Source organism: Rhodoplanes sp. (genome assembly GCF_013377085.1).
Taxonomy (GTDB): Bacteria; Pseudomonadota; Alphaproteobacteria; order Rhizobiales; family Xanthobacteraceae; genus Rhodoplanes.
The window spans coordinates 38,731-64,372 of record NZ_JACAAX010000015.1 but is presented as its reverse complement, the minus strand read 5'-3'; the positions used below and the strand labels follow the sequence as shown (position 1 = coordinate 64,372).

The 25,642-nt window shown below is 67.5% G+C and carries 19 protein-coding genes; 10 read left to right on the top strand and 9 right to left on the bottom strand.

Translation table 11 applies throughout. The annotated features are described in order from the left end of the window. Nucleotides 1–50: 50 nt before the first annotated feature. The gene (locus tag HXX10_RS12735) at nt 51–1,394 is read right to left on the bottom strand and encodes an FAD-dependent oxidoreductase (RefSeq protein WP_296522635.1); all 1,344 of its coding nucleotides are present in this window, start codon (nt 1,392–1,394) and stop codon (nt 51–53) included. A 203-nt stretch (nt 1,395–1,597) separates the two neighbouring features. On the opposite strand from HXX10_RS12735, the gene HXX10_RS12730 reads away from it, so the two are divergent. Beyond that, nucleotides 1,598–2,347 carry an SDR family oxidoreductase gene (locus tag HXX10_RS12730; protein WP_296522634.1) on the top strand — a complete coding sequence of 250 codons (750 nt, stop codon included), beginning with the start codon at nt 1,598–1,600 and terminating at the stop codon, nt 2,345–2,347. A 30-nt stretch (nt 2,348–2,377) separates the two neighbouring features. On the opposite strand, the gene HXX10_RS12725 is transcribed toward HXX10_RS12730, so the two are convergent. Both HXX10_RS12725 and HXX10_RS12720 read right to left on the bottom strand, forming a co-directional pair. Continuing rightward, nucleotides 2,378–3,121, bottom strand: coding sequence for a methyltransferase (locus HXX10_RS12725; protein WP_296522633.1), 744 nt, complete (start codon nt 3,119–3,121; stop codon nt 2,378–2,380). 112 nt (nt 3,122–3,233) lie between these two features. Continuing rightward, entirely contained in the window at nt 3,234–4,208 is a 975-nt protein-coding gene (locus HXX10_RS12720; RefSeq protein ID WP_296522632.1) for a tripartite tricarboxylate transporter substrate binding protein, read from the bottom strand. A gap of 400 nt (nt 4,209–4,608) precedes the next feature. Between HXX10_RS12720 and HXX10_RS12715 the strand changes: the two genes are divergently transcribed. Further along, a complete protein-coding gene (locus HXX10_RS12715) occupies nt 4,609–6,822 on the top strand; it encodes a carboxypeptidase-like regulatory domain-containing protein (RefSeq protein ID WP_296522631.1) in 2,214 nt (737 codons plus the stop codon). Between the two features lie 161 nt (nt 6,823–6,983). On the opposite strand, the gene HXX10_RS12710 is transcribed toward HXX10_RS12715, so the two are convergent. Further along, nucleotides 6,984–8,132, bottom strand: coding sequence for a mandelate racemase/muconate lactonizing enzyme family protein (locus HXX10_RS12710; RefSeq protein ID WP_296522630.1), 1,149 nt, complete (start codon nt 8,130–8,132; stop codon nt 6,984–6,986). 28 nt (nt 8,133–8,160) lie between these two features. Then, nucleotides 8,161–9,156 (bottom strand): tripartite tricarboxylate transporter substrate binding protein, encoded by a 996-nt coding sequence (locus HXX10_RS12705; protein ID WP_296522629.1) that lies wholly within the window; start codon nt 9,154–9,156, stop codon nt 8,161–8,163. A 303-nt stretch (nt 9,157–9,459) separates the two neighbouring features. Between HXX10_RS12705 and HXX10_RS12700 the strand changes: the two genes are divergently transcribed. After that, on the top strand, nt 9,460–10,413 hold the full coding sequence (locus HXX10_RS12700; protein WP_296522726.1) for a LacI family DNA-binding transcriptional regulator: 954 nt from the start codon (nt 9,460–9,462) through the stop codon (nt 10,411–10,413). 532 nt (nt 10,414–10,945) lie between these two features. On the opposite strand, the gene HXX10_RS12695 is transcribed toward HXX10_RS12700, so the two are convergent. Continuing rightward, entirely contained in the window at nt 10,946–11,647 is a 702-nt protein-coding gene (locus HXX10_RS12695; RefSeq protein ID WP_296522628.1) for a Crp/Fnr family transcriptional regulator, read from the bottom strand. A 920-nt stretch (nt 11,648–12,567) separates the two neighbouring features. Between HXX10_RS12695 and HXX10_RS12690 the strand changes: the two genes are divergently transcribed. From HXX10_RS12690 to HXX10_RS12675, 4 genes are all read left to right on the top strand, one after another. Beyond that, nucleotides 12,568–13,317, top strand: a complete 750-nt coding sequence (locus HXX10_RS12690; protein WP_296522627.1) for a hypothetical protein — start codon at nt 12,568–12,570, stop codon at nt 13,315–13,317. After that, nucleotides 13,314–15,434: a hypothetical protein gene (locus HXX10_RS12685; protein ID WP_296522625.1), complete on the top strand. Its 2,121-nt coding sequence runs from the start codon at nt 13,314–13,316 to the stop codon at nt 15,432–15,434. Before HXX10_RS12690 ends, HXX10_RS12685 begins: the two co-directional genes overlap by 4 nt. Further along, nucleotides 15,416–17,245, top strand: a complete 1,830-nt coding sequence (locus HXX10_RS12680) for a DNA translocase FtsK (protein ID WP_296522624.1) — start codon at nt 15,416–15,418, stop codon at nt 17,243–17,245. Before HXX10_RS12685 ends, HXX10_RS12680 begins: the two co-directional genes overlap by 19 nt. 239 nt (nt 17,246–17,484) lie before the next feature. Next, entirely contained in the window at nt 17,485–17,940 is a 456-nt protein-coding gene (locus HXX10_RS12675) for a zonular occludens toxin domain-containing protein (RefSeq protein ID WP_296522623.1), read from the top strand. A 40-nt stretch (nt 17,941–17,980) separates the two neighbouring features. On the opposite strand, the gene HXX10_RS12670 is transcribed toward HXX10_RS12675, so the two are convergent. Continuing rightward, on the bottom strand, nt 17,981–18,889 hold the full coding sequence (locus tag HXX10_RS12670) for a PepSY-associated TM helix domain-containing protein (protein ID WP_296522622.1): 909 nt from the start codon (nt 18,887–18,889) through the stop codon (nt 17,981–17,983). Between the two features lie 39 nt (nt 18,890–18,928). Beyond that, nucleotides 18,929–19,447, bottom strand: a complete 519-nt coding sequence (locus HXX10_RS12665) for a MarR family transcriptional regulator (protein WP_296522621.1) — start codon at nt 19,445–19,447, stop codon at nt 18,929–18,931. 122 nt (nt 19,448–19,569) lie between these two features. On the opposite strand from HXX10_RS12665, the gene HXX10_RS12660 reads away from it, so the two are divergent. The 3 genes from HXX10_RS12660 to HXX10_RS12650 all read left to right on the top strand — a co-directional run bounded on the left by HXX10_RS12660 (nt 19,570) and on the right by HXX10_RS12650 (nt 22,395). Further along, nucleotides 19,570–20,709 carry an amidohydrolase family protein gene (locus HXX10_RS12660; RefSeq protein ID WP_296522620.1) on the top strand — a complete coding sequence of 380 codons (1,140 nt, stop codon included), beginning with the start codon at nt 19,570–19,572 and terminating at the stop codon, nt 20,707–20,709. Between the two features lie 173 nt (nt 20,710–20,882). Next, nucleotides 20,883–21,176: a DUF2218 domain-containing protein gene (locus HXX10_RS12655; protein WP_296522619.1), complete on the top strand. Its 294-nt coding sequence runs from the start codon at nt 20,883–20,885 to the stop codon at nt 21,174–21,176. Nucleotides 21,177–21,192: 16 nt separating this feature from the next. Continuing rightward, on the top strand, nt 21,193–22,395 hold the full coding sequence (locus HXX10_RS12650) for a multidrug effflux MFS transporter (RefSeq protein WP_296522618.1): 1,203 nt from the start codon (nt 21,193–21,195) through the stop codon (nt 22,393–22,395). Nucleotides 22,396–22,478: 83 nt separating this feature from the next. Here HXX10_RS12650 and HXX10_RS12645 read toward each other — a convergent pair whose 3' ends face one another. After that, nucleotides 22,479–25,307, bottom strand: coding sequence for a [protein-PII] uridylyltransferase (locus tag HXX10_RS12645; protein WP_296522617.1), 2,829 nt, complete (start codon nt 25,305–25,307; stop codon nt 22,479–22,481). Nucleotides 25,308–25,642 lie beyond the last annotated feature (335 nt).

The window sequence follows — 25,642 nt, the reverse complement described above, 5'->3', positions numbered from 1 at the left end:
GCGGATCCATGCCGGCAGCCGAGCTGCCGGCATGACGCGGGCGGAAACGTCTACTCCGCCGCGACCGCGGCGGCGTCGCCGGCGACGCGCGCCGGCCGGCGTCGCGTCACCGTCGGAGCCCCGAACACGTTGGTCAGGCCGGCCGCCTCGACGCGGGCGCGGATGTCCGCAACGTCGATCACGTACAGGCCGCGCTCCTTCATGCGGTCGAAATACACGGATCCCGAGAACGTGTATTTGAGGCCGAGCCCTTCCTCGGTCTGCATCCTTTCGCGCACATGCGTGATCGCGTCGCCGATGGCGAGGCTGTCCGGCAGCACGCAGAGCTCGTCGCCGACCGCCTCGCGCACGGCGTTGTGGCCGGCGAGGAGTCCGGTGACGATCGCCTCGGTGTGGCCGACCAGCAGGCCGGCCTTCTCGCCCGCCACGAACAGGTTGTCCAACCCGTCGGCCTTGAGCGCGTCGTCGCGCGGCGTCATCGCGACGAACCGGATCGAGTTGCCGATGCCGCCGGAAATCGGATCCTGGTAGCGGGCGTTCTCGAATCCCGGCACCTGATGCAGACGGTCGAGCGGAATGTGCGTCGTCATCAGCTTGGCGTGGCCGGTGTCGAGCAGGACGATGTTGTCGGCATAATCGGCCGTGGCGTACTGCTGGCAGCATTTGCTGCCGAGCTTGTCCTCGCCGGCGCGAAGTTCCGCCGGAATGGCGGCCACGAAGACGCCGTCGCGATTGAGCGCCTCGGCGATCTCGGGGGCGAGCGAGTCCTTGACGATCTTGCAGGCGCCGCTCATGGCGCCGACCTGCGTGCCCTTGTGCCCCACCATCTCGGTGAGGCCGGCCCGCCCGGCGACGCTGACCCGGTTGCCGAAGGTATGGCAGCGCAGCACGCACATGCTGCAGCCGTTGCCGTGCTGGTTGCAGGTGCGCGGAACACCGGAGGTTCCGGTCGAGTCGACGAACGCGTCTGCGGCGAAACGCTCCGCGTCTGCGCCCTCGGCCACCGCGACCGAAAGAATCCTCTCGCCGTCCACCTCGACCTCGGTGATCCGGGTCATCATGCGGACGTCGACGCCCGCCGCGTCGAGGCGCTTGCGGACCGCCCGCTCGATTGTGTTGACGTTGTACAGCCACGCGTGCTTGTGGCCGGGAAACTCGATGTTGCGGTGAACCGCATTCGCCTCCATGACCTCGAACAGGTCGCCGCCGCCCATGGCGAGCGCCTCCTCGGCGGCCGTGAAGCGGCCGTTGTTGCGGAAGATGCCGCCGACCAGGCCCGTGCCCAACAGCATGTCGGTGCGCTCGATCAGGGTGACATCGGCGCCCTGCTTGGCCGCGACCAACGCGGCCGCACAGCCCCCCCAACCGCCACCGACGACAACAATCTTAGGCATCCCCGCCAAGCTCCTGCTCAGTCTTCGCTCGTCTGAAATCCATCGGGTTCTGTATCATCCCACGGCCAAAATGGCCATCTCGGGAGAATTGCCGATCGCGCCAGCCTGTCCCGAGCGGCCCGCGCAGGCCGTGACGCACGCCCGCGCGGCGGTGTAGCCTCGTCGCTCCGCCCTTCCCCGCCCCATCCCCAGGAGCTCCCGCGATGACCTCCGAAACAGACACCGCGCCGCTCGCCGGCCGCATCGCCCTCGTCACCGGCGCCGGACGCGGCATCGGGCGGGCCTGCGTCGCGGCGCTGGTCGGCGCCGGCGCCCGCGTCATCGCGGTGGCGCGCACGGCATCCGATCTCGAGGCGTTGCGCCAGCAGCTCGGCGAGGCGGTCGAGCCGTGGGTCGGCGACGTGCGCGACGACGCGCTGATCGGGCGCATCCGCGGGCTCGACCGGCTCGACGTGCTGGTCAACAATGCCGGCACCAACAAGCTGCAGCCGCTCCTGGAGGTCGACGACGCGACTCTCGACCTGCTGCTGACGCTGAACGTACGCGCGGCGTTCAAGGTGGCGCAGGCGGCAGCAAGCGTGATGGTCGCGGCCGGGCGTGGCGGCTCGATCGTCAACATCTCGTCGCAGATGGGCCATGTCGGCGGGCCGAAGCGCGCCGTCTACGCCATGACCAAGCACGCCATCGAGGGGCTCACCAAGGCGATGGCGATCGAGCTCGGCGCCCACAAGATCCGCGTCAACGCCGTGGCGCCGACCGTGGTGGAGACCTCGATGACGAAACCGTTCTTCGAGGACCCCGCCTATCGCGAGTTCGCCCTCTCGATGGTGCCGCTGAAGGAAATCATGCAGCCCGAGGACGTCGCCGCCGCGGTGCTGTATCTCGCCTGCGACGGGGCGCGGCTGGTCACCGGCACGAGCCTGCGGGTCGACAGCGGCGCCACGGCACAGTGACGCGCGTGGGCGCCACCACGACCGCCCGTCTCACATCGGCTTCTGGAACTTCAGCACGAACTCGTCGACCTTGATGGGCGAGCGGAAGATGATCGCCGTGCGCGGATCGTCGGGATTGCGCAGGAAGTCGGCGCTGGCGACGTACTTGAAGCCGGCCGCCTCGATCTCGGCGCGCAGCGTCGCCTCGGCGATGCGGTGCAGCGACTTGCCGACCGTGGCGCCGTCCTCCGGCCGGGCCGAATGATCGGCGATCACCAGAACGCCGCCCGGCTTCAGCGCGTCGAACAGCGCCTTGTTCATCTTTGCGCGGTCGACCTCCATGAAGGTCGTGTCGTGATAGGCGAACAGGAACGTGATCAGATCGAGCGGCGGCAGCCCGGCGGCCGGGGCGTCGAAGGGGCGGACCAGGCCCGTCGCGTTGGCCATGGCCGGCGTCTTCAGCCGCGCGTCGAGCTTGTCCGACGCCTTGTCGTTCTGGCCGAACACTTTGCCGGTCGGCCCGACGGCGCGCGCCATCAGCTCGGTGCTGTAGCCGCCGCCGGCGCCCATGTCGAGCACCTGCTGGCCGGTCCTCGGCGCGATGAAGCCGAGAAGCTTCGGCGCATCGCGCCGCGCGTCGACCTGCCGGTCGGCCTCGCTGCGATCGGGCGCCGCCAGCACGGCCGCATAGTCCTGGGCGTGCACCGCGGCCGTGCCGCCGACCTGGACAACCGCCAGCGCGAAGACGACGACACTGCAAACCCCGAGGGCGCGGCGAAGGCTCGTGATCATCATCGGCATCGCTCCTGGTGATTGTCGCGAACCTTCGCAGACAGGCGCAGAAATGCAATTCGCAGAGAGTTGACCGGCGCAACGCCTCGACGACCGGCCGCGCCGGCGCGCCCGCTCAGTTCGGCGTGATGCCGGCCGCCTTGATGATCGGCACCCACTTCTCCATCTCGGCCTTGTGGTAGGCCGAGAAGCCGGCCGGCGTCTGGTTGGCGGCCGGCGGGATCTGCTGGGCGATCTCGGCAAAGCGCGCCTTCACCTTGGGATCGGCGAGCGCCTCGCGCACCGCAGCGGAGAGCTTTTCGACGATCTCCGGCGGCGTGCCCTTGGGCGCCCACAGGCCCTGCCAGACCGAGAGATAGAACCCCGGCAGGCCCGCCTCGTCGACGGTCGGCACCTCCGGCAGCACGTCGAGCCGCGCATTCGCCGTCACCGCATAGGCGCGCACGCCGCCGCCGCGGATCTGCGGCAGCGCCGCCGAGGTCTGCTCGAAGATGGTGTCGAGATGGCCAGCCACCACGTCCTGCAGGGCCGGCGCCGAGCCGCGATACGGCACGAACTGGAATTTGACGCCGATCCGGTCCTGCAGCGAGAGCCCCGAGACATGCCCGGGCGCGCCGACGCCGCCGGTCGCCATGGTGACCGAGGGCTGCTGCTTCAGCCACGCGATCAGCTCGGTGAGATTGGTCGCCGGGATCGTCTTGCGCGACAGGATGATCTGCGGCCCGCTGGCGAGCTGCGCCACCGGCGCGAAATCGGCAAAGAGGTCGTATTGCAGGTTCGTATAGATACCGGCGTTGACCACGTAGTGGTTCCAGCCGCCGATCCCGAGCGTGTAGCCGTCGGGCTGGGCACGGGCGACCCGGCCGGTGCCGATGGTGCCGGAGGCGCCGCCGACATTCTCGATGATGATGGTGCCGCCGAGCGCGGCGCTCATCCGTTCGACGACGATGCGGGCGATGGTGTCGGTCGGCCCGCCGGCGCTCGCCGCCACCACGGCGGTGATCGGACGGGTGGGATAGGGCTGCGCGACGGCGTCCTGTGTCACGACGAGACCTGCCGCGCAGGCGGCCAGAACCAGCACTGCCTTCATGTCGGATGCTCCGTGGCGACGAATGGCCGGAAACCGGGAGTGGCAAAGCAGGAAAGGGGAGGACGGAAAGCCGAGCTGAGAGCCTAGCACGGCCCGCCGGCGATGGAAGCGCGCGCTGCGCTGCATCATCGGGACACACGGATGTGAAGGGCACCCCGCCGCGATCGGCGCTCGTCGCGCTTCCCAAGCAATAGCCGGGCTGCTTGGGTTGTGCTGCGCCCGCGGCAGCCGCGGCGCGTCTCTCACAGGTATTTCGGTAGGACTTTGCCGGCGCGATCGTCACGGTCGCTCGTGCGCTTCGGTAGAGGCCGGTGGGGAGCCCGGCCGGCATCTCACGGCACAGCAAAATCAGAACACGCGGGACCAGGCAGCAAGCTTGGCCGCACACAGGGAGGAGACAATGACGGATTGGCATTCGGGCGTGGCGGCGCTCGCGCTCGCCACGGCGCTCACCGTATCGGCGCCGGCACTCGCCCAGCAGGCCGGTGATGCGGCTGCGGCGCCGAGCTTCGGCGACAGCGATCTCGCCGGCGTCGTCACCGGGCCGAACGGTCCCGAGGCAGGCGTCTGGGTGATCGCCGAGACGACCGATCTCCCGACCAAATACGCCAAGCTGGTCGTCACCGACGAGCGCGGCCGCTACGTCATCCCCGAGTTGCCCAAGGCGAGCTACGACGTCTGGGTACGCGGCTACGGCCTCGTCGATTCGCAAAAGCAGAAGGCGACGCCCGGGCGGCGGCTCGACCTCGGCGCCGTGCCGGCCCAGAACGAGGCAGCGGCGGCGCGCTACTATCCGGGCGTCTACTGGTACTCGATGATCCGCATCCCGCCGGCGAGCGAGTTTCCCGGCACCGGCGCAGGCCCGGGCGGCAACGGCATCCCCGAGGTGATGAAGGCACAGTACTACTGGGTCGATTCGCTGAAGAACTCCTGCCAGTCCTGCCACGCGCTCGGCTCCGAGGGCGTGCGCAACATCCCGACCTTCTTCAAGACCCAGGCGACCACCACGGGATCCAAGACGCAGACGACGTCGGCGGACGCGTGGGCGCTGCGCACCCAGGCCGGCCAGGCGCAGGCCAACATGGCGCTGACGCTCGGGCGGCTCGGCCCCGACAAGGCCTATGCTGTGCTGGCCGACTGGACCGACCGCATCGCCGGCGGCGAACTGCCCTTCGCCAAGCCGGAACGGCCGCAGGGGCTCGAGCGCAACATGGTCGTCACCATGTGGGACTGGTCGAGCAACAAGCACTACATGCACGACGCCGTCTCCAGCGACAAGCGCAACCCCACCGTCAATGCCGGCGGCAAGATCTACGGCTCGCCCGAGGAGTCGACCGACAACGTGCCGGTGCTGGATCCGAAGACCCATACGGCGAGCGTCATCGTCCATCCCTATCGCGACAAGGACACGCCGTCGTCGCTCGATCTTTCGCGCGGCACCTCGGCCCACTGGGGCGACGAGGCAATCTGGGACGGCCACACCAGCATCCACAACCCGATGATGGACGAGAAGGGCCGCGTGTGGTTCACGGCCCGCATCCGCCCCGCCGCCAATCCGGACTTTTGCAAGCAGGGCGGCGACCATCCCTCCGCCAAGGTGGCGCCGCTCGCCGAATCGGCGCGCCAGCTCTCGGTCTACGACCCCGGCACGCAAAAGTGGTCGCTGATCGACACCTGCTTCACCACGCATCATCTCTATTTCGGCAAGGACGCCAAAAACACGCTGTGGACCAGCGCGGGCGGCCCGCAGAGCGGCGTCGTCGGCTGGCTCGACACCAGGACATTCGACGAGACCGGCGACGCCAAGCGGGCGCAGGGCTGGACGCCGCTGATCATCGACACCAACGGCAACGGCAAGCGCGACGCCTTCGTCGGTCCGAACGATCCGGTCGACCCGACAAAGGACAAGCGCGTGATGGCGGCGTTCTATGGCGTGCAGCCGAGCCCGATCGACGATTCGATCTGGGGCCAGTCGATGGATGTCGGCTTTTCGCGCGTCGACCAGCCCGGATACATCATCCGCCTGGTGCCGGGCGAGAACCCGGCCGAGACGGCGCTGGCCGAGGTCTATCTGCCGCCGGACGGCGCCTTCGGCTCGCGCGGCCTCGACGTCGACCTCGACGGCGTCGTGTGGACCACGCTGGCGAGCGGCCACATGGCGAGCTTCGACCGGTCGAAATGCAAGGGCCCACTGAACGGCCCGGCCGCGGCGACCGGCAAGCACTGCCCGGAGGGCTGGACGCTCTACCGCTTCCCCGGGCCGCAGTTCGAAGGCCTGCCGGAGAGCGGCGCCGCCGACCACGCCTATTACATCTGGGTCGACCGCGACGACACGCTCGGGCTGGGCAAGAACGTGCCGATCGCCTCGACCAACGGCGGCGAGGCACTGCTGGCGCTGGTCGACGGCAAGTTCGTGCGGCTGCGCGTGCCCTATCCGCTCGGCTTCTTCACCAAGAACGTCGACGGCCGCGTCGACGACCCCGCCGCCGGCTGGAAGGGCCGCGGGATCTGGACCACGTCCGGCACCCGCACCGTCTTCCACAACGAGGGCGGCACCGAAAACCGGCCAAAGGTCTACAAGGTGCAGATGCGCCCCGATCCACTGGCGCGGTAGGGGCGGCGCATGTCAAAGGGTCGTCGCCGGGCCGGCCGGTCCGGCGACGACATCACGACGAACTCACGCCGTTCGGAGTTGCGTGGCCGAGACCCGCGCGACACGAGGCGCTTCGAGCGCGTTAAGCAAAGGCGGAGTCCGACTCTGCGTCCGAAACCGCTCTAAATCTCCGTGCCGAACTCGGCGCTTTCGCGCGTCCAGGCGCGCGCCTGCGCGCTCAGCGACAGGCCGAGACCGGGGCGTGTCGGCACCAGCATGCGGCCGTCCGCGATCTCAAGGCGTTCGTTGAACAGCGGTTCGAGCCATTCGAAATGCTCGACCCACGGCTCGCGGGGATAGGCGGCGGCGAGGTGCACGTGCAGCTCCATGGCGAAATGCGGCGCGATCATCAGCCCCGCGTGATCCGCCAGCGCCGCGACCCTGAGAAACGGCGTGATTCCACCGACGCGCGGCGCGTCGGGATTGAGATAGTCGGTCGCGCGGGCGCGGATCAGCTCGGCGTGCTCGGCCGCGCTGGTCAGCATCTCGCCGGTGGCGATCGGCGTGTCGAACTGGGCGGCGAGCCCCGCGTGCCCCTCGAAGTCGTAGCAGTCGAGCGGCTCCTCGATCCAGATCAGGTTGAACTTTTCGAAGATCCGGCACATGCGCTGGGCCGTCGGGCGGTCCCACTGCTGGTTGGCGTCGACCATCAGCGGGAACGTGTCGCCGAGATGGCTCCGGATCGTCTCGATCCGCTTGATGTCGACGGCGCAGTCGGGCTGCCCGACCTTGATCTTGATGCCGCCGATGCCGCGCGCCCGCGAGGCCGTGATGTTGTCGAGCACCTGGTCGAGCGGCGTGTGCAGGAAGCCGCCCGAGGTGTTGTAGCAGCGAACGGAGTTGCGGTGAGCGCCGAGGAGCTTGGCGAGCGACAGATCGGCCCGCCGCGCCTTGAGGTCCCACAAGGCGACATCGAAGGCGGCGATCGCCTGCGTCGACAGTCCGCTGCGCCCGACCGAGGCACCGGCCCAGGCGAGCTTGTCCCACAGCCGTCCGATGTCGCTCGGGTCCTCGTCGATCAGCGCCGGCGCGATCTCCTTGGCGTGGACGAACTGCCCCGGCCCGCCGGCGCGCTTGGAATAGCTCAGGCCGAGGCCGCGATGGCCGTCCGTGGTGGCGATCTCGGCAAACAGAAACGCGATCTCGGTCATCGGCTTCTGCTTGCCGGTCAGGACCTTGGCGTCGCTGACCGGCGTCCCCAGCGGAAGGAAGCACGAGGACAGCCTGATCCAGGCGATGCGGTCGTCGGCGGTGCGGTCGTGAGCAGTCATGTCGGTCCTCTGCAGCAGGATGGTTGAATCAGTCGACCGTGACGCCGTTCGTCTTGACGACACCGTCCCACTTCTCGATCTCGGCCTTGATGAACGCGCTGGCCTGCTGCGGCGTGCTGCCGACGACGACGAATCCGTTGGCTTCGAGCTTCTGCTTCAGGGCCGGGTCGGCGAGGATCTCGGCGCAGGCCTTGGCGAGCTTGTCGATGACGGCCTTGGGTGTGCCGGCGGGCGCCGACAGGCCGAACCAGGACACAGCGGAGAATCCGGGAAAGCCGTGCTCGGCCACGGTCGGCACGCCCGGATAGGCGGGGTTCCGCTCCAGGCTGAGCACCGCGAGGGCGCGCAGCTTGCCGGCCTGCACATGCGGCAGCAGGACGTCCTGGTTCAACGTGATGACCGGCACGTGCCCACCGACGACGTCGGTGATGGCCGGTGCGCCGCCCTTGTAGGGCACGTGCACGACCTTGAACCCGGCGGCCTTCGCCAGCATCGTCATGCCGAGATGGTTCGAGGACCCGTTGCCGGAATGCGCGGCCTGGAACTTACCGTCCGCGGCCTTCGCCAGGGCGATCAGGTCGGTCAGCGTGCGGGCCGGCGACTCGGGATTGACCGCGATGACATTGGGCCCGGTGATCAGCAGCGAGACGTGCTGGAAGTCTTTGTCGGCGTAAGGCAGCTTGCTGTAGAGCGCATAGTTGATGGCGTTCGAGCCGATGCCCGAGATGAGCAGGGTGTAGCCGTCGGCCGCCGCCCGGGCGACACCCGCCGAACCGATGCTGCCGTTGGCGCCCGCGCGGTTCTCGACAATGAAGGTCTGCTTGAGCTTGTCCTGCAGGGCAGGCGCGAGCCAGCGGGCGACGAGGTCGGCGCTCCCGCCGGCCGGAAACGGCACGACGATGCTGACGGTCTTGGACGGATAATCCGTTTGAGCCTGTGCAACCGGCGTCGCCACGGTGCCGATCGCCAGTGCGACGGCGACGACGCAAGCCGACCGGCGAGGCGGGCGGATCATGCAGCGCATGGAGTGTATCCTCCTTGACGGGAAAGGCGGGCATTCGGCGTCGAGGGCGGGACCCCGACGGGCTTGTATTCGGGAGGCAGAATGACAACGTTGTCATTCTGCGGAACAAGAAAAACCGGCGCACGCCGCTGGACGAAATCGACATTTCCGTAAGACGCAGCCGGAAATTGCATTCCAAGCGGCTGGTATGATAACGTTGTCGTATCGTCGACCGCAAGCCTGGGACTGCTACGTAGCCGCACGCCATTGCCCCGCAAGTCCGACCTCGAGCCCTTGTCCGCCAAGTCCGCGACGCTCCACGACGTGGCCCGTGCGGCAGGCGTTTCGTTGATCACCGCATCGCGGGCGCTGACGAATCCCAAGCTGGTGTCGGAGAAGACCATCGCCCGCGTGCAGGCGGCGGTGCAGGCGACCGGATACATTCCGAATCTTCTCGCCGGCAGTCTCAAGTCCAATCGCAGCCGGCTGGTGGGCGGGCTCGTGCCGGCGCTGTCCGTCGCCCAGTTCCTGCCGACCCTGCAGTCGCTCACCGACGTGCTCGACGGCGCCGGCTATCAATTGATGCTGGGCCAGATGCGCTACGACGATTCGCGCCAGGACGCGCTGCTCAATGCGATGATCGGCCGTCGGGTCGACGGCATCGTGGTCACGGGGCTGATCCGCTCCGAGGCGGCGCGCCGGCAGCTCGTGCGTCTCGGCACCCCGGTGATCGAGACCTGGGACTTGACGGATCGGCCGCTCGACATCGTGGTCGGTTTCTCCCACATCAAGGTCGGCAGCGCGCTCGCCGGATACCTCCTCGGCAAGGGATACGGCAGGATCGGGATCGCCACCGGCGACGACCATCGCGCTCAGCTCCGCCGCGAGGGATTCCTGGCGACTGTCGGGCACAATGTTCCGACCGCCGTCGTCCCGGCGCCGAGCAGCCTCGCTCTCGGCCGCAGCGCCTTGGGGGAGCTTCTCCGCCAGGATCCGGCGTTGCGGGCGGTCGCGTGCAGCGCCGATCAACTGGCCCAGGGCGTGATCGTGGAGGCGCAGGCGCGCGGGCTGCGCGTTCCGGACGATCTCGCCGTTTGCGGGTTCGGCAACGCCGACTTCGCCGCCCACATCGTTCCGTCGCTGACGACCGTGCATGTCGACGGCGCATCGATCGGCAGGCTCGCCGGCGAGCTGATCATCGCACGGTGCAGCGGCGAGACAATCCGCGAGCGGGTCATCGATGTCGGTTTCGAGATCGTGCAACGTCAATCGGCTTGAAGCGATTGGGAACGGTGCGAAGGTGTGCGGCCGCGGACCGGACCCGGCCGTCAAAAAAGCCTCGCCGCCCGGAGCAAACCCTCAACCGCGGCATGAGGCGCGCGGCTCGGGACGGGTCGGGCGGCAGGCAAGTCCAAATCTCGACGCAACTGACTCCGCCGACGCAACAACGCAACTGATCGACACGACGCAACTGATTATTTTCAGCACAACTGACACCGGCTGACGCAACGGACTGCGTCACCGTCCCGGCGGGCGGAGGTTCGTCGTGACGTCTGCCGCGAGCAGCACCCGAGTCGGCAGCACGATCGCAGCCCCACACCCGCATCGCAACATTCGCGCGCCAAGCAAAACCGGCTCGCAAAACGGCGTCTCGTCCCCAGACTCCAGGGCGGATTCGGACGCAAGGCCGGGTCCACCTCTATGAGCTGTTCTTTTACCACGATCAGCCACCCGGATCTGTTCTGTTTTGCTCACCCGGCCGGACTGTCGCGTCACGCCGGGCGTCGCCACCGCCGGCCCGTGCTGTGGGTCACTGCTCCGGCTCGTCCGACTCGGCGGGGGTGCCGGCGATGTGCGGATAGTCGTGCAGGACGACGTTGAGCAGCGAGCTGTGGACCTCGATGCCGCCGTTGTAGTCGATGAAGCCGAGCTTGCGAAACTTGTTCATGAAGAAGCTGACGCGCGACCTCGTCGTGCCGATCATGTCGGCGAGCGTCTCCTGGCTGATCTTCGCGATCATCGGCTCCGGCTTGCCCTCCTTGCCGAAGTTCGCCAGCAGCAGCAGCAGGCGCGCGAGACGTTTTTCGCTCGAGTTGAACAGTTGGTCGACGAGATCGGCTTCGACCCGGATGTTGCGACCCAGCAGACGGGCGATGAACAGCTCGGAGAACGCCGGCTCCTCGTGGATCACCCGCAGGATGGCCGACTTCTCCAGCCGCAAGACGACCGAGTCCGTCATCGCCACGGCGGTCGCCATGCGGGTCGCCCGCCCGGCGAGGCAGCCTTCGCCGACGAACTCGTCGGCAGCCAGGATGGCGACGACCGCCTCCTTGCCCTGCTTCGAGACGACCGTGACCTTGACCTTGCCGCTCTGAATGTAGAACACCGCGTCCGCCGGCTCGCCCTGGGCGAAGAGAATCTGGTCCTTGCGGTACTTGCCGATGCTGCGGCCGTCGCCGACCTTGGCGAGAAAGTCCTTGGGATCGAATGTCGGAGGCTGTCGGTCCGCCATCGCGACCTCCTGCGATCGAGATTGCGCTGTGTCTCGGCGTCGCGACGGGGGCCGGATTCGGTTCCGCACCGCCGTCGCACCGGCGTCGGATGACGATCCACCCGACGATCCGTATTCCTGTGAATATTTATGTCGCCGCCGCAAAACGCACAACTCCGCGGCCGCCGCACCGTCGACACGGACGGTCCGCCGGACGGCCAGCCGCGGCGGCAGGCGGGTCGGCGCGACGTCACACGGACCAGTCATCCGGATCGCCCGCGACCGCGGCCGGATTGCCGGGCGGGAGCGCGGCCGACGGGCCGGCCCCGGGTGCCCCTCGGGTCGCCAGGACCGACCGGACCTGGCACCAGGTCCGGACCGCGCCGGCCGGCGAAAGGCCGAAATGATCCTCGGGTGCCGTCACTTGGCCCGAGGCTCCGGCCATCCAATGCCACCCGGCGGCGTCCAGGCGCACGCGATAACTGCCGCGGACGGACCGCGCGGTGGTGCAGACCTTGGCGAATCCCGGATTTCCGGGATTGTCGAAATCACGTCCCGATGGCATGCCGCCGCCTCCAGGGGTCGGGAAAGACACCCCTGTATCGGCAAAAAGTAACGCATACCCATGGCGAGAACTGTGCAGAATTGCTCACAGCCACGCCGGCGCGCGGGTAGCGGCTACGACGGCCGCGGCGACCATTGTGCGGCGCGGAGGTCGGCCGCCCCCGACCCCGCCGCGGGGTGTCGCCGGCGGGCGTTCAGGTGCGGGACAAGAGGTGGCATCCCGAGCCAACGGCGGCCGACGAACGGCCCCATTAGATTTGGCTTTTCTCACCAGGTCGCCCGACTATGATGGCGCCCGACGCGGCATTGCCGTTCCATTGATTTCAAGCGGCAGAAACCTAATGGCTTCAACGCTAGACGACCTCCTTCCGACAATCATGAACGCGGAGGATGCTGGGCTCGCGCTCGGCACCCTCAAGACCTGTTTCGTGGGAAAAGCGAAAGCCACCGCCAAGGCACGAGAAGAACGTCTGCGCGACGCATTGAAGACCCTCGCCGAGCGTGGCGACATCTGGGGGCCCGTGAAACATGGCAGCACCCAATACTATTTCGCCGCTGGGAGGGGTCCGTCGATCGAGACTGCGAGCGCCTTGCTGGTCCGCTTGGTCCTCCAATCGGGCACCAGGCTCTTGTCGCGCCCCGGGCTCGAAAAGAAAGTGACCGGCATGCACCGCCGGTTCTTTCCCGATGCGGTGAAGCATGCAATTGCGGGCCGAGCGATCGTCGAACTCACCTGCGGAAAGTCGAAATACTACCTCCACTGCGACGTCGCCGCGGAGCGTTTCGCCTTCGAGACGACGACGATGCCGGTCGATCCGAGCCCCGTACCGGGGCCGAACCCGCCACACGGCCCGTCGTTGCGTTTCGAGGATCTCCTTCCGGTCTACCGCCGGCTCAAGGCCCAGCAGGGTGGATTCTCGGCCGTCAAGATCTTCGACCTCATGAAGGCGCTGAACGTGCCGAAAGAAGCGCTGCACACGCTGCTGGTGCAAGAAGCCAAAGCGGGGCGGATCACGATTCATCCGACGACCTCGGTGGAGCTTCCCCGCGAAGTGATCGATGCCGGCATCCGTCTCGACGGCTTCGCCGAGCCCTTCATCACGGTGGTCGTCAAGGACGATCGATGACGACCTCCTTTGCGGACGCGAAAGTGAACCCGTTCGAAGACGACGTGGTCCGGGAGCCCCGCGAAGTGTCGTTCTCGGTCAAGGGCCTCAACGATTCACCGCTGAGCAGCCTGCATCGCGACTTCTCCGCGTTGGACGGCGGCGCACCGCCACGTAAACCCGCCCGCGCCAAGAAGGCACAGCTCGTGGTGTCGCCGGACCGCGGCTACGGCAAGTCGCACCTTCTCGGCCGCCTATTCTCGAAGCTCGGGCGGCGAGCCATCAAGGTGTATCTGCGGCCGTTTCAGGATCCCTACAAAGCATGGCACTCGATCCTGCTGCTCACCATCCAGGAGCTCGAGCGCCCGGATGTCGAAAAGACCGGGGCGGCCACTCAGATCGAAGCGATGGCGCTCGGCACGCTCGCTCATGTCGCCGCCGACTTCATCGCCGCGGACGGCATTCCGAACTACAAAGACAAGACAACCGCTGTCGAGTTCCTGCGCAAGCTGGGCGGCAGCACGGCGCTGCCCGACGCGAAGGCGCGGCAGTGGCTCGAATGGCTGAGCGGGCGGATCTTCGACCCCGTGGACATCGGCAAGCTCACTGCCCGACTACACCACCGTGACATCGACCTCGGCGGGCGCGAAGCCGCCTGGCTGACGATCCTCGCCGCGATCGCGCTCGACGAGCGCGACGGCGCGGGACGCCGTACCGCCCTGAAATGGCTTCGCGCCGAGCCGCTCGAGGCCAACGAGGTCGACTTCCTCGGCCTTGCCGCCGCCGACAACGAGGGACGAGGCGATTCGACCGCGCAGGAGATCAACACGCTGAGCTTCCGCCGGCTGCAGGGGCTCTGCCGGCTCGCGTCCTACTATCGACCATTCCTGTTCTGCTTCGACCAGACGGAGTTCTATGCGAGCGACATCGCCCTCGTCAGAACGCTCGGCAACTGCATCGACCAACTCTACGTCGATCTTCCGAACCATCTGACCGTCATCACGGCAAACCAAGAAAACTGGATGACGGAGATCCTGCCGCATATCGCCAAGCCTCAACACGAACGCATATCGCCCGAGATCAAGCTGGACGGAATTCGCGCCGAGGGGGCTCGCGAGCTGATCGTGGCACGGCTCACGGAGTACGATCTCGGCGCGGACGACATCGCCCGGTTCTTCGCCGATGGCTGGCTCGAAACCATCTTCACTCCGCTTCCGGAACTCGGTGTTCGCGCTCTTCTGATGAAGTCAGCCGAGAGGTTTCGCAGGCTCGCCAATCCGGATGACCCGCCACCGCCACCGAAAACGCTGGACGACCTCTTCAAGCTTCAGGTCAACGAGGTCCGATCCAAGAAGGCGATGCTGGCTTACAACCAGGACGCCCTGATGTGGTTCGTCAAGGACATCGGCCAGGGCCAGGAGAACGTATCCGTGACGCGCCCGGCGCACCGCCGATATTATTCGGTCGAATGGGCCTGGCCCGAGCGATCCGTGTTCTTCGCCTTCGAGGGCGGCGACCATTGGCACCGGTGGGGCAGTATCGCCAAGGAAGCGATCGAGTTGGCCGAGGCGCATCGCGGCAAGACGGTTCTCAGCTACGTTTTTCGTACGCCGGACCTGGCGAAAGTGCCCCGGCCGACCTGGAGAGTGATCAAACAGACCATCGACGACGCGAAAGCGCGAGGATTCCAGATCACCGAACTGACATTGGAGCAGGTTTGCGAATTGCACGCCGCCCGTGAACTCTACTCGAATGCACGGCAGAGCAACATCGCATATTCCGGACCGGAAACCCTCGCCTGGCTTCGAACCCACTTCGCGGCCATGCTCACGGATCTGAGTTTTCGCGAGTGGCCCGCCGAAACAAAATACAATGTGCCCGGCAAGAAACCCGAGACCGAGCCGCCGAACGACAAAGCCACGCCACCCGTCCGCACGACTGAGCTCGACTCCGAAAAGCTCAAAATCGTCCTCGATACGGTGCGATCTCAGAAGATCGTCGACATCCAGGTCGTTCTGGGACGGCTCGGGAGCGAAGGCCTCCGTGACCCCCTGCTGCGAAGCGTCGAGGCTCATCCGAATCTGAAAGCGCACCCCGGCCCCAAGACCATCTTCCTGCAATGGCGCATCACAGCATAACGGCGAGCGAGCTGAAGTTCGCCGTGCTCGATTCCGAGTGGCGGGCGAAGTGGCTCGCCGGCGATAAGCCGTCGACCCGCACTTTCGCGCCGCCCGGCACCGTGCGGGCGCTCGGCGTCCAATTTCACAAACAGGCGGAGACGCTGGTCGGGTGGCTGACCGCACGCGACAGCCTCGCGGCTGCGGCGATGATCGACTCCGCGGAGGGGCTGGTCGAGCATCTGTGGGCGACATCGCTGCAGACCTTCACAGACAAACTTTTTGCGGAGGGTCGTGCCGAAGAGGCATTCCTCTTCACCCAGCGGATGCACAATTTTTGCGCCAGGCTGATCAATCTGAAGCGGCGGACCAAGGCCTTCGAGAACTGGCAGGACGTCTTCATCGGCACCGAGGAACCGCTCGCCAAAATCCCGGTTTCGGTCGGGGAAACCGTGGTCGAGATCCGTGCACGAGTCGATGCCCTCCGGATTCATCCCGATCATCGCCTGGAAGTGGTCGACTACAAGCTGAGCCAAGGCCAGGAACAAAAGGCAGATCTGGTCCAGCTCGCCATCTATGCGCACCTGCTGCCGATCTGGCGGCCGGGCTGCGAGTTTTGCGGCACGCTCGAATACTACCTGCCCGATTTCAGCGAGGTGCACGTCTCCCGCGGCGATCTGGCCGACATCTTTTCCGGTCTGGTCGCACCGGTGCTGAGCGAGATGTTCGCGCCGGCCGCCTCGGCGCCGGCAGCATCGCCTCCAGTCCAGGCGGCGCCGAGCCGGGAGGCACTCGGGCAAACCGTCGTCCAGGCGTTCCGCGGCTTCAATCTCGGCGTCGAGGTCTCGGGCATCATCGAAGGCCCGCAGCTCGTGCGCCTCCGGCTGACGCCGGCGCCGGGCGTGAAGGTCTCGTCGCTTGCGAACCGCGCCGAAGACCTGCAGATTCCGCTTTCGCTCGCCGTGCCGCCGCTGATCAAGGCCGGCAAGGGCTTCGTCATCCTCGATCTGCCGCGGCCGGAACCGAAGGCGTGTCTGCTGAAGGTCGAACTCGCCGGCGGCCTCGGTAGCGCGTTGACGAGCATCGTGGCGTTTCCGATCGGGATCGGCGTCGAGGGCGATCCGGTGGTGGCGGATTTCGCCGATCCGAACACCTGCCACGCGCTCGTCGCCGGCTCGACTGGCAGCGGCAAGAGCGAGTGGCTGAAGGCGATGGTCGCCAGCATGCTGTTGCGCAGCTCGCCTAAGCACGTCCAGGTCGCCCTGATCGATCCGAAGATTCTCACTTTCACGGGGGTCGAAGGCAGCCCCTATCTCTGGCGGCCGGTCGCCACTACGCTCGCGGACGCCATGGCGATCCTGCGGGACGCCGTCGCCGACATGGACGCCCGCTATCGGGTGCTGGCGCGGGGCGGCTTCGTGAATCTGGGTGAGCGCTTCAAGGCCGGGCAAACCGACATTCCCTTCCTGGTGCTGATCTTCGACGAGTTCGCCGACCTGATCCTCGCCGGCCGCGAGGAGAAGAAGGAATTCGAGTCGCTCGTCGCCCGCATCGCCGGCAAGGGCCGGGCGGCCGGCATCCATCTGGTGCTCGCGACCCAGCGGCCGGACCGCGCGGTGGTCACGGGCCTCGTCAAGGCAAACCTACCTCTCAAGGTGTGCCTGAAGGTCGCCAATGCTGTAAACGCGCAGATCGTGCTGGACGAGCCTGGCGCCGAAAGCCTTTTCGGCAAGGGGGACCTGTTGTGCGACTTCGGCAAAGGCCTGGTCCGCGCGCAGGGTCTGTTCATTCCACAGCCGGACTTCCTCGCGGCCGTGCGGCCGAAGCCGTAGGCAACTGGCCAGGGCTGAGACAGAGGCGTCCCCGCTTCGTTTCCCCGCTGCCCAGGTGTCGCCGCGAGCGACCCGTTCGTCGTCGCGACGGGCACGAGCGCCACTCTCAAGCTCGGCGTCCTCAGCGCGGCGCGGCGACGCTGTTCGAGAGCCCGTCCGGCAAGACGCGCATCTCGGTCGTCAACCTGTCGGGGCTGGGGAGCGACGAGGCACGCGACGCCTTCGTCAACCAGTTGCAGATGACGCTGTTCACGTGGATCAAGCGCCACCCGAGCCCGAGCGGACGCCTCTACGTGCTCGACGAGGCCCAGAACTTCGTGCCGTCGCAGGCCGGCACCGCGTGCAAGGCAAGCGCGCTGTCGCTCGCTGCCCAGGCCCGCAAATACGGGCTCGGCATGGTGCTGGCGACCCAGACCCCGAAGGGCATCGACAACAAGATCGTGTCGAACTGCACGACGCATTTCTACGGGCGCATGAGCTCACCGGCGACCATCGAGGCGACGCGCGAGCTGATGGCTGCGAAGGGCGGCGCGGCGGACGACATCGGCCGGCTGGCGCGCGGAGAGTTCTATTTTTCGACCGAAGGCATGCGCCGCCCCGTGAAGGTGAGGACGCCGCTCTGTCTCAGCTTCCATCCGGCCAACCCGCCGACCGCCGAGGAGATCGTCGAGAAGGCGCGCGCGCAGGCGGGGTGAGGCGGCGCGGCGCCCGCGACGGCGATCAGCGGCGGGATCGTCAAGCCGGGCTCGACCGCCGAGCCCGCCGTCTCAGGGTCCGCCGCAGCCAGATCCAGAGGCCGGTCGTGAGCAGGCCGATCATGGCGACGGAGATGATGACGTTCATGGCGGCCGACCACGCGCCGGCAAAATTCCCCTCGTGCCACAGGCGCGGCCAGTTGCGCTGCAGCGCCGTGGCGCCGTCGTTCGTCACGGCATAAAGCGTATACTCGCCGCCTTCGGCGAGACGCGCCAGCAGGCGCCCGCCCATCGGCCGCATCCAGATCAGTGTCGAGAGGTCGTGGTCCCGGCCGAGGATCTGCACGGCCGCCGGCAGCGTCAACGGCGGGCCCTGGGCCGCGGGAGCGGCCGGCGGCAGCGTCGTGAACGTCACACCCGCGGCCATCAGCAGAGCGGTCAGTGGCGACAGCACGACGAGCGGCAGGAGCCCCCACGCCATCGCCTTGTGCCATCCCGCCAGCGTGTTGGCGAGACGCGGCCAGCCCATCAGCGTCCCGAGAATCGCGATGATCAGCATCGCTGCCGTCGAGGTGGTGACGAGCCAGCCGGCATTGGCCAGAAGCGCCTCGTGCAATCCTCTGGAGGCCCCCAGGACGCTCGCCAGCACCGATGATCCGGCCTGCACCTGCCCGGAGACGGCATCGACCACGATGCCGCCGCCGCGCCCCGCCCCCAGGACGATCGCCTGGTCGTAGCTTCGATAGGAGAGGGCGCGCACCTGCCCGCCGGGGTCGTGCCGGCTCAAGAGAGCCTGGATCTTCTGCGGGTTCAGCGTGTCGGGCTGGATGGCACGGGTGACGAGCCAAGGCTCGAAGGACAGGATCAGTCCGGTGACGATCACGACGGCGAGCGGCAGCGCGAAGACCAGCGCCAGCCACCGGTGAAACTTGAAGAACCACGCTTTCATGATCGCCTCTCGTCTTGCTCACGCATCACTTGCTTTTGCTCACGCGTCACTTCCGCCCGGCTCGAGCCTGGCGAGCAGCTTGCACAACAACTTGGTCAAACGCTCGACCTCCGTGTCCGAAAGCCCGTTGGCGACCAGCGCCTCGTCGCTGCGCATCACGTCCGCCATCACGCGCTCGGCGAGCACGCGCCCTTTGGCCGTCAGGCGCACGGGCTTGCTTCGCCGATCCGCGCCGCCTTCGCCCCGCGTGACCAGCTTTCTGTCCTCGAGCGCGTAGAGAACCTTGGTCAGGCCCCCCGACGTGATCAGGACGGCGGTGTAGAGGTCGGTCGGGGCGAGCTCGTGCGGCGGCGGCGCGCTCCTGAGCGTGACCAGCACCTCGAACTCGGTGAAGGTGAGCTCGTGCGCCGCCACCCGACGGGTGGCGTTGTCGCGAACCAGAGTACTGAACCGAAAGATGCGTACCATCAGATGGGTGATCGGCGACACGGCCTCGGGCCAGTTCACGGCTCTCGCCTTCAAGAGATCGTCCGCAGTCCGGCGACGACCCGATTTCATCAGCTCAGCTCCTTACGATCTTTTCATCTTATATATCTTGCCAGAAAGATATTTGCAAGCTATATCTTCCCATGAAGATACATGAGGTTCCAACACACATCTCGATCGACGAGGAGCCGGAGATGGAAAACCACAGCAGACGCGACGTCATGCAGCTCGCCGCCGCGGGCGCCCTGGCCGGCGCCATGGGAGCGACGACCGCACAGGCCCAGCCGGTGGCCGGCCCGGTGATCGATGCCAACATGCATTGGCTTCCCGAAACGCTGTTCACGGACGAGCGGTTGCTGTCGGCCTTCGTGGGATCCGTGCCGCGCGAGTACGGAATCCGCGCCGGGGTCGCACCGGTGCCGGGCAAGCCGCTGCGCCAGATCGTCATCGAGCAGCCCCCCGGATACGAGGTGCTCAACTACGCCGAGAACCAGTACAGCGCCGACGGCCAGATCGCCGACATGGACCAGGCCAGGATCGACAAGGCGATCCTGCGCCTGCCGTGCTGGCAGGAGTGGCTCGGGCTGGAGGCGTGCAAGACGGTCAATGACGGCCTGGCCCGGCACGTGAAGCGCAACCCCGGGCGCTTCCAGGCCCTCGCCGTCGTCCCGCCCTGGGGCTCGAAGGACGCGCTCGCGGAGGCGGAGCGGTGCATCAAGGATCTCGGCTTCTGCGGCGTGCAGATGGCCGCACATTACGGCCAGCTCTATCTCGACGAGGACGAGTTCAGGCCCTATTTCAAGTTCCTCGCCGGTCTCGGCGTGCCGGTCGTCGTCCACCACACGCCGATGCCCGTCGACTACGGCTCGATCGTCAAGTATCCGAACCTGCGGCGGCAGTTCGGCCGCTGCATCGCGCAAGGCACCGCGGTCGGACGCGAGCTGTTCAGCCCCCTGTTCGAGGAGTTCCCGAACCTGCGGCTCGTCCACTCCATGCTCGGCGGCGGGTTCTTCGCCTTTGCCGACATGCTGGCGCCGCCCAGCACGGGCAAGGACGCGGTCGATCGTTTCGAGGACCAGAGCGCAAAGATCCGCCGCTACCTCGCGAACAACATCTTCTTCGATCTCTCCGGCGCCCCGCAGTGGGGAAAGGCGCAGCTCGAATGCGCCGTGAAGGTCTTCGGCGCCGACCATATCCTGTACGGCGGATCGTATCCGATCCGGCGCGACTGGTTCCAGGACGGCGCCGCCTATGTCCGCAGCCTGGCGATCTCCGAGCCGGACAAGGCGCTGATCCTGGGCGGCAACGCGAAGAGGCTGTTCAAGCTCGGCTGATGGGCGCGACGTCGTTTTCCGGAGATCGCGACGACAGGACTCGACAAGGGGGGCGCGCCAGACGCGCCCCTTCGGTCGTGGCGACGACCCCGCAGACGCGACGCGTTCGACCCCCGCCCGGGATCTGCGCAGGCGATTGCGCGGCGACCGGCACTCTCATGAGGACACAAGACATGACCCGATCGACCGCGCGCCTCGCAACCGACCGCGCGAGCACCTATCTCCAGCAGCTCTGCAAGCACTTCGCCCACAAGCTGCCCGTCGAGGTGACGCCCGAAGCGGGCCGGATCACCTTCACGATCGGCGTGTGCCGCCTCGCGGCGAGCGACGGCCTTCTGACGCTGCGGGTCGAGGCCGAGGATGCCGCCCGGCTGGCCGAGCTGCAGGACGTCGTCGCAAGACACCTTCTCCGCTTTGCGTTCCGCGATCCGCCCGCGATCGAATGGCGCACCGGGGACGAGGAATGAGCCGGTGGAAGCCCGGATGCTCCGTCCCGACACCTTCGCCCTGACGGCCTTGCTCGGGCTTCTGACCACCATCGGTCCGCTGTCGGTCGATCTCTATCTGCCGGCGTTGCCGGAGATCGGGCGCGAGCTGGCTGCCCCGACCGCACAGGTGCAGTGGACCATCTCGGCCTATCTGGTCGGCTTCGCCTTCGGGCAGGTCGGCTACGGTCCGCTCGCCGACATCCACGGACGCCGTCCCGTCCTGCTGGTCGCCCTGGTGGCGTTCTGCGCCGCGACGCTCGTGTGCGCGGTCGCGTCGGACATCGGCTGGCTGATCGCCGCGCGGGCCATCCAGGCGATCGGCGCCTCGGGCGCCGCCGTTCTCGCACGGGCCGTGGTCCGCGACCTGTACCATGGCGCACGCGCCGGCCGGGAGATGTCGATCATGGGCATGATCATGGGCCTCGCGCCCGTGATGGCGCCGACGGCGGGCGGCGTGCTGCAGGCGGCATTCGGGTGGCGGTCCTGCTTCTATTTTCTCTTCGCCATCGGGGCGGTCGCGGTCGTCCTCGTCCGGCGCCTGCTCCCGGAAACCCTTCCGACGCGCCCGCCTGGCCGCTTTCACCTCGGCGATCTGTTCCGTGGCTGCGGGGTGATCGCCCGCCATCGCGGCTTTCGCGCCCACCTCGCGCTGATCTCCTTGAGCTATGCCGGCCTGTTCGCCTACATCTCCGGCTCCCCTTTCGTCCTGCAGGACTTTTTTGGTCTCTCGCCGATCGAGTTCGGGCTGGCCTTCGCCGCCGCGGCGATCGGCGTGGTCGCCGGCTCCTGGCTCGCCGTGCACATCGTCATGCGAATCGGGCTGAACCGCACCATCGGGCTCGGCGCCGCGGCGCTGGCGGCCGGCGCCATCATCCTGGCGCTGACGACCGCGATGGCGCCGGGATCGACCGTCGCGTTCGTCCTCCCGATGATGCTCTATCTGGCCGGCATGGGACTGACGATGCCGCAGGCGCTCGCCGGCGCGCTGCAGCCGTTTCCCGATCGTGCCGGGACGGCCTCGTCGCTCGCCGGGTTCGTGCAGCAGACCGCTGCCGCAGCAGCCGGCGCCATCGTCGGCCATTTCCTCGCATCGACCGCTTGGCCGCTGGTCATCGTGGTGGCGGTCACCGGAACGCTGACCCTGGCTGTCTGGGCCACGACCGAGCAGGTCCGCGAAATGCCCGTCAGGCGATCATGACCTCGAACAGCGAAGCCGGGTCGACGGCGCATCCCGCCACATCCGGCTGATCCGGATCTCGTATCCTCGTCCCCCGCCGCCCCCTACCCCACCGCCGCGGCATCGTCGGCCGTCGCGCCGGTCGATGCGTCCGGGCGCTCGGGCCGCGGCGTGAAGGGCTGCAGCAGCGCGCGCTTGATCGCGGCGATGCGGGTCGGCGAGGTGATGCGGGCGCCCATCAGGTCGGTGACGTAGAACACGTCGACGGCGCGCTCGCCGAAGGTCGCCACATGCGCCGAGGTGATGTTGAGGTTCAGCTTCGACAGCGTCGTGGTCAGCTCGTAGAGGAGGCCGGGGCGGTCGAGGCCGGAGACCTCGACCACGGTGTAGCGGTGCGACCACTGATTGTTGACCGACACCTCGGGCTCGATCCGGAAGGCGCGGATGCGGCCCTTGCCGGGGCCGCGCTTGGCCACCACGTCGGGCAGCTTCAACTCGCCGCGCAGGCCCTTCTCGATGGCTTCGGTGATGCGGGCGGCGCGGCGCGACTCGTCCTCGTCGCGCTCGAACTCGCGCGACACCGAGATGGTGTCGAGCGCGAGCCCGTCCGTGGTCGTGTAGATCTGCGCGTCGACGATGTTGGCCCCGGCCGCGGCGCATGCCCCGGCGATCACCGACAAGAGCCACGGATGATCGGGCGCCAGCACGGTCAGCACCGTGACGCCGCGGTGCTGATCGAAGGCCCAGCGGGTGGCGAGCGGCAGGCCGGCCGCCTCGGTCTCGTGCACGAAATTGGCGTGGCCTAGCTGCGAGGCGATGTCGACCTTGAGCCAGTAGGCCGGATAGTGCCGGCCGATATACTTCTCCAGCGCCTCCGGCGACCAGTCTCCGATCTCGTGGCGGAACTGCCCCTGCGCGGCGGCGACGCGCTGCGCCCGGTTGACCTCGGAGAAGCCGCCGGTCAGCGCCGGCTCGGCCTCGTAATAGAGGGCGCGCAGGAGTTGCGCCTTCCAGGAGTTCCACACGCCGGGGCCGACCGCCTTGATGTCCGCCGTGGTCAGCATGGTCAGCAGCTTCATGCGCTCCAGCGACTGCACGATCTGGACGAAGTTCTCGATGGTGCGGCGGTCGGAGAGGTCGCGCGACTGCGCGATCGCCGACATCACCAGGTGATACTCGACCAGCCAGGCGACCGTCTCGGTGTCGGCGGCCGACAGCCCGAAGCGCGGGCACAGATGCCGGGCGATCTTGGCGCCGGCGATCGAGTGGTCCTCGGGCCGGCCCTTGGCGATGTCGTGCAGGAACATCGCCACATAGAGGAGGTCGCGGTGCTCCGGCTGGATGGTGCGCATCAGCTCGTTGGAGAGCCCGTACTCCTCGCTCTGCCCGGCCTCGATCTCGGCCAGCACGCCGATGCAGCGCAACAGGTGCTCGTCCACCGTGAAGTGGTGGTACATGTTGAACTGCATCATCGAGACGACGCGGCCGAAGTCCGGCACGAAGCGGCCGAGCACGCCGGCCTCGTTCATCCGCCGCAGCACGATCTCGGTGTCGTTGCGGCCGGTGAGGATTTCCAGGAACAGCCGGTTCGCCTCGGGATCGGCGCGCACATGCTTGTCGATCAGCTTGAGCGAGCGGGTCACCGACCGCATGGCGTCCGGATGGAAGGCGAGGCTGTGCTTCTGGGCGAGATGAAAGATGCGGATCAGGTTCTTCGGGTCGCGCTGGAAAACGTCAGGATCGGCGATGTTGATGCGGTTGTTGTCGACGACGAAGTCGTCGCTCTCGCGCAAGGTCCGCTGCGGCCGCGGGCGCAGCCGGTTGACGAAGCGGTTGAGCATCGGCACCTCCTTCTGGTGCCGGCTTTCCAGCCCGGCGCACAGAATGGCGGTGAGGTCGCCGACGTCCTTGGCGATCAGGAAGTAGTGCTTCATGAAGCGCTCGACATCCTGCATGCCCGGGTGCTCGGTGTAGCCGAGCCGCACCGCGAGATCGCGCTGGATGTCGAAGGACAGCCGCTCCTCCGAGCGGCCGGTGACGAAGTGCATGTGGCAGCGCACCGACCAGAGGAAGTCCTCGCAGCGCTCGAACAGCTTGTATTCCTGGCGGTCGAACACGCCGCGCTCGATCAGCTCCTCGGGCTTGTGCACCCGGTAGACGTATTTGGCGATCCAGAACAGCGTGTGCAGGTCGCGCAGGCCGCCCTTGCCGTCCTTGACATTGGGCTCGACCAGATAGCGCGACTGGCCGACGCGCTTGAGCCGCTCCTCGCGCTCGGACAGCTTGGCGGCGACGAATTCCGGGCCGGTGCTCTGCACCACCTGCTTGTCGAAGCGGGCGACCAGCTCGTCGAACAGCGCCTGCTCGCCGAACAGGAAGCGCGCCTCCAGGATGGCGGTGCGGATCGTCATGTCGGCCTTGGCCTGGCGCACGCTCTCGTCGACCGAGCGGGTGGCGTGGCCGACCTTCAGGCCCATGTCCCACAGGCAGTAGAGGATCGCCTCGGCGATCGACTCGCCCCAGGCGGTCTGCTTGTAGGGGAGCAGGAACAGGAGATCGATGTCGGAGCCGGGCGCCATCAGGCCGCGGCCGTAGCCGCCGGTGGCGACCACGGCCATGTGCTCCGCCTCGGACGGATTCTGGCTGGTGTAGAGATGCGTCGAGGCGAAGTCGTAGAGGAGCGCGATGATGGCGTCCTGCATCTGGCACAGCCGCTCGGCGCAGCGGCGGCCGCGCCTGTCGGCGAGCAGCAGCTCCTCGGCCTTGGCCCGCCCCTCGGCGACCACGATCTTCAGGCGTTGCGCCACCGCGCTGCGCAGCTCGCGCTCGCGCCCGGGATAGTCACGGGCGAGCTCGTCGAGGTCAGCCGCCACGGCCGCGACGTCGAACAGCTCGGAGGCGGGGCGCGTCGGCCTGTCGAGAATATCGGTCATGCTTCTGGATAGCGAACCCGGCGGACCATGTCACGGCCGCCGTGGCGGGACTGTCCGGCCCGCCGCGTGCACAAAATCTGAGCCGTCATCGCGGGCACGCCGGCCCGGCCATGGCCGCGAAGAGCCGGCTGCGGCCGGCCCCCGCGCGAAGGCGACATAGAGAACAACCTGCTGCCGGGATAAGAGGTGGGAGAAGTTCCTGCTACGGACCGCTAAATACAAGTAATTCCTGTGATATTGACGACGGTCCCGGCCTCCGCCAGGGTTTTGGTCAGCCGCCGGCGAGCCTTTTTGCCCGCCGGACCCGCTCCCCCGACGGGCCGCGAACTCCGTTC

Coding starts and splice junctions, on each gene's coding strand:
- HXX10_RS12655 (WP_296522619.1), top strand. CDS start 20,883: ATGACCCGATCGACCGCGCGCCTCGCAACCGACCGCGCGAGCACCTAT.
- HXX10_RS12650 (WP_296522618.1), top strand. CDS start 21,193: ATGCTCCGTCCCGACACCTTCGCCCTGACGGCCTTGCTCGGGCTTCTG.
- HXX10_RS12715 (WP_296522631.1), top strand. CDS start 4,609: ATGACGGATTGGCATTCGGGCGTGGCGGCGCTCGCGCTCGCCACGGCG.
- HXX10_RS12725 (WP_296522633.1), bottom strand. CDS start 3,121: ATGATGATCACGAGCCTTCGCCGCGCCCTCGGGGTTTGCAGTGTCGTC.
- HXX10_RS12675 (WP_296522623.1), top strand. CDS start 17,485: ATGACGCTGTTCACGTGGATCAAGCGCCACCCGAGCCCGAGCGGACGC.
- HXX10_RS12730 (WP_296522634.1), top strand. CDS start 1,598: ATGACCTCCGAAACAGACACCGCGCCGCTCGCCGGCCGCATCGCCCTC.
- HXX10_RS12645 (WP_296522617.1), bottom strand. CDS start 25,307: ATGACCGATATTCTCGACAGGCCGACGCGCCCCGCCTCCGAGCTGTTC.
- HXX10_RS12665 (WP_296522621.1), bottom strand. CDS start 19,447: ATGAAATCGGGTCGTCGCCGGACTGCGGACGATCTCTTGAAGGCGAGA.
- HXX10_RS12685 (WP_296522625.1), top strand. CDS start 13,314: ATGACGACCTCCTTTGCGGACGCGAAAGTGAACCCGTTCGAAGACGAC.
- HXX10_RS12670 (WP_296522622.1), bottom strand. CDS start 18,889: ATGAAAGCGTGGTTCTTCAAGTTTCACCGGTGGCTGGCGCTGGTCTTC.
- HXX10_RS12705 (WP_296522629.1), bottom strand. CDS start 9,156: ATGCGCTGCATGATCCGCCCGCCTCGCCGGTCGGCTTGCGTCGTCGCC.
- HXX10_RS12735 (WP_296522635.1), bottom strand. CDS start 1,394: ATGCCTAAGATTGTTGTCGTCGGTGGCGGTTGGGGGGGCTGTGCGGCC.
- HXX10_RS12710 (WP_296522630.1), bottom strand. CDS start 8,132: ATGACTGCTCACGACCGCACCGCCGACGACCGCATCGCCTGGATCAGG.
- HXX10_RS12680 (WP_296522624.1), top strand. CDS start 15,416: ATGGCGCATCACAGCATAACGGCGAGCGAGCTGAAGTTCGCCGTGCTC.
- HXX10_RS12660 (WP_296522620.1), top strand. CDS start 19,570: ATGGAAAACCACAGCAGACGCGACGTCATGCAGCTCGCCGCCGCGGGC.
- HXX10_RS12695 (WP_296522628.1), bottom strand. CDS start 11,647: ATGGCGGACCGACAGCCTCCGACATTCGATCCCAAGGACTTTCTCGCC.
- HXX10_RS12690 (WP_296522627.1), top strand. CDS start 12,568: ATGAACGCGGAGGATGCTGGGCTCGCGCTCGGCACCCTCAAGACCTGT.
- HXX10_RS12720 (WP_296522632.1), bottom strand. CDS start 4,208: ATGAAGGCAGTGCTGGTTCTGGCCGCCTGCGCGGCAGGTCTCGTCGTG.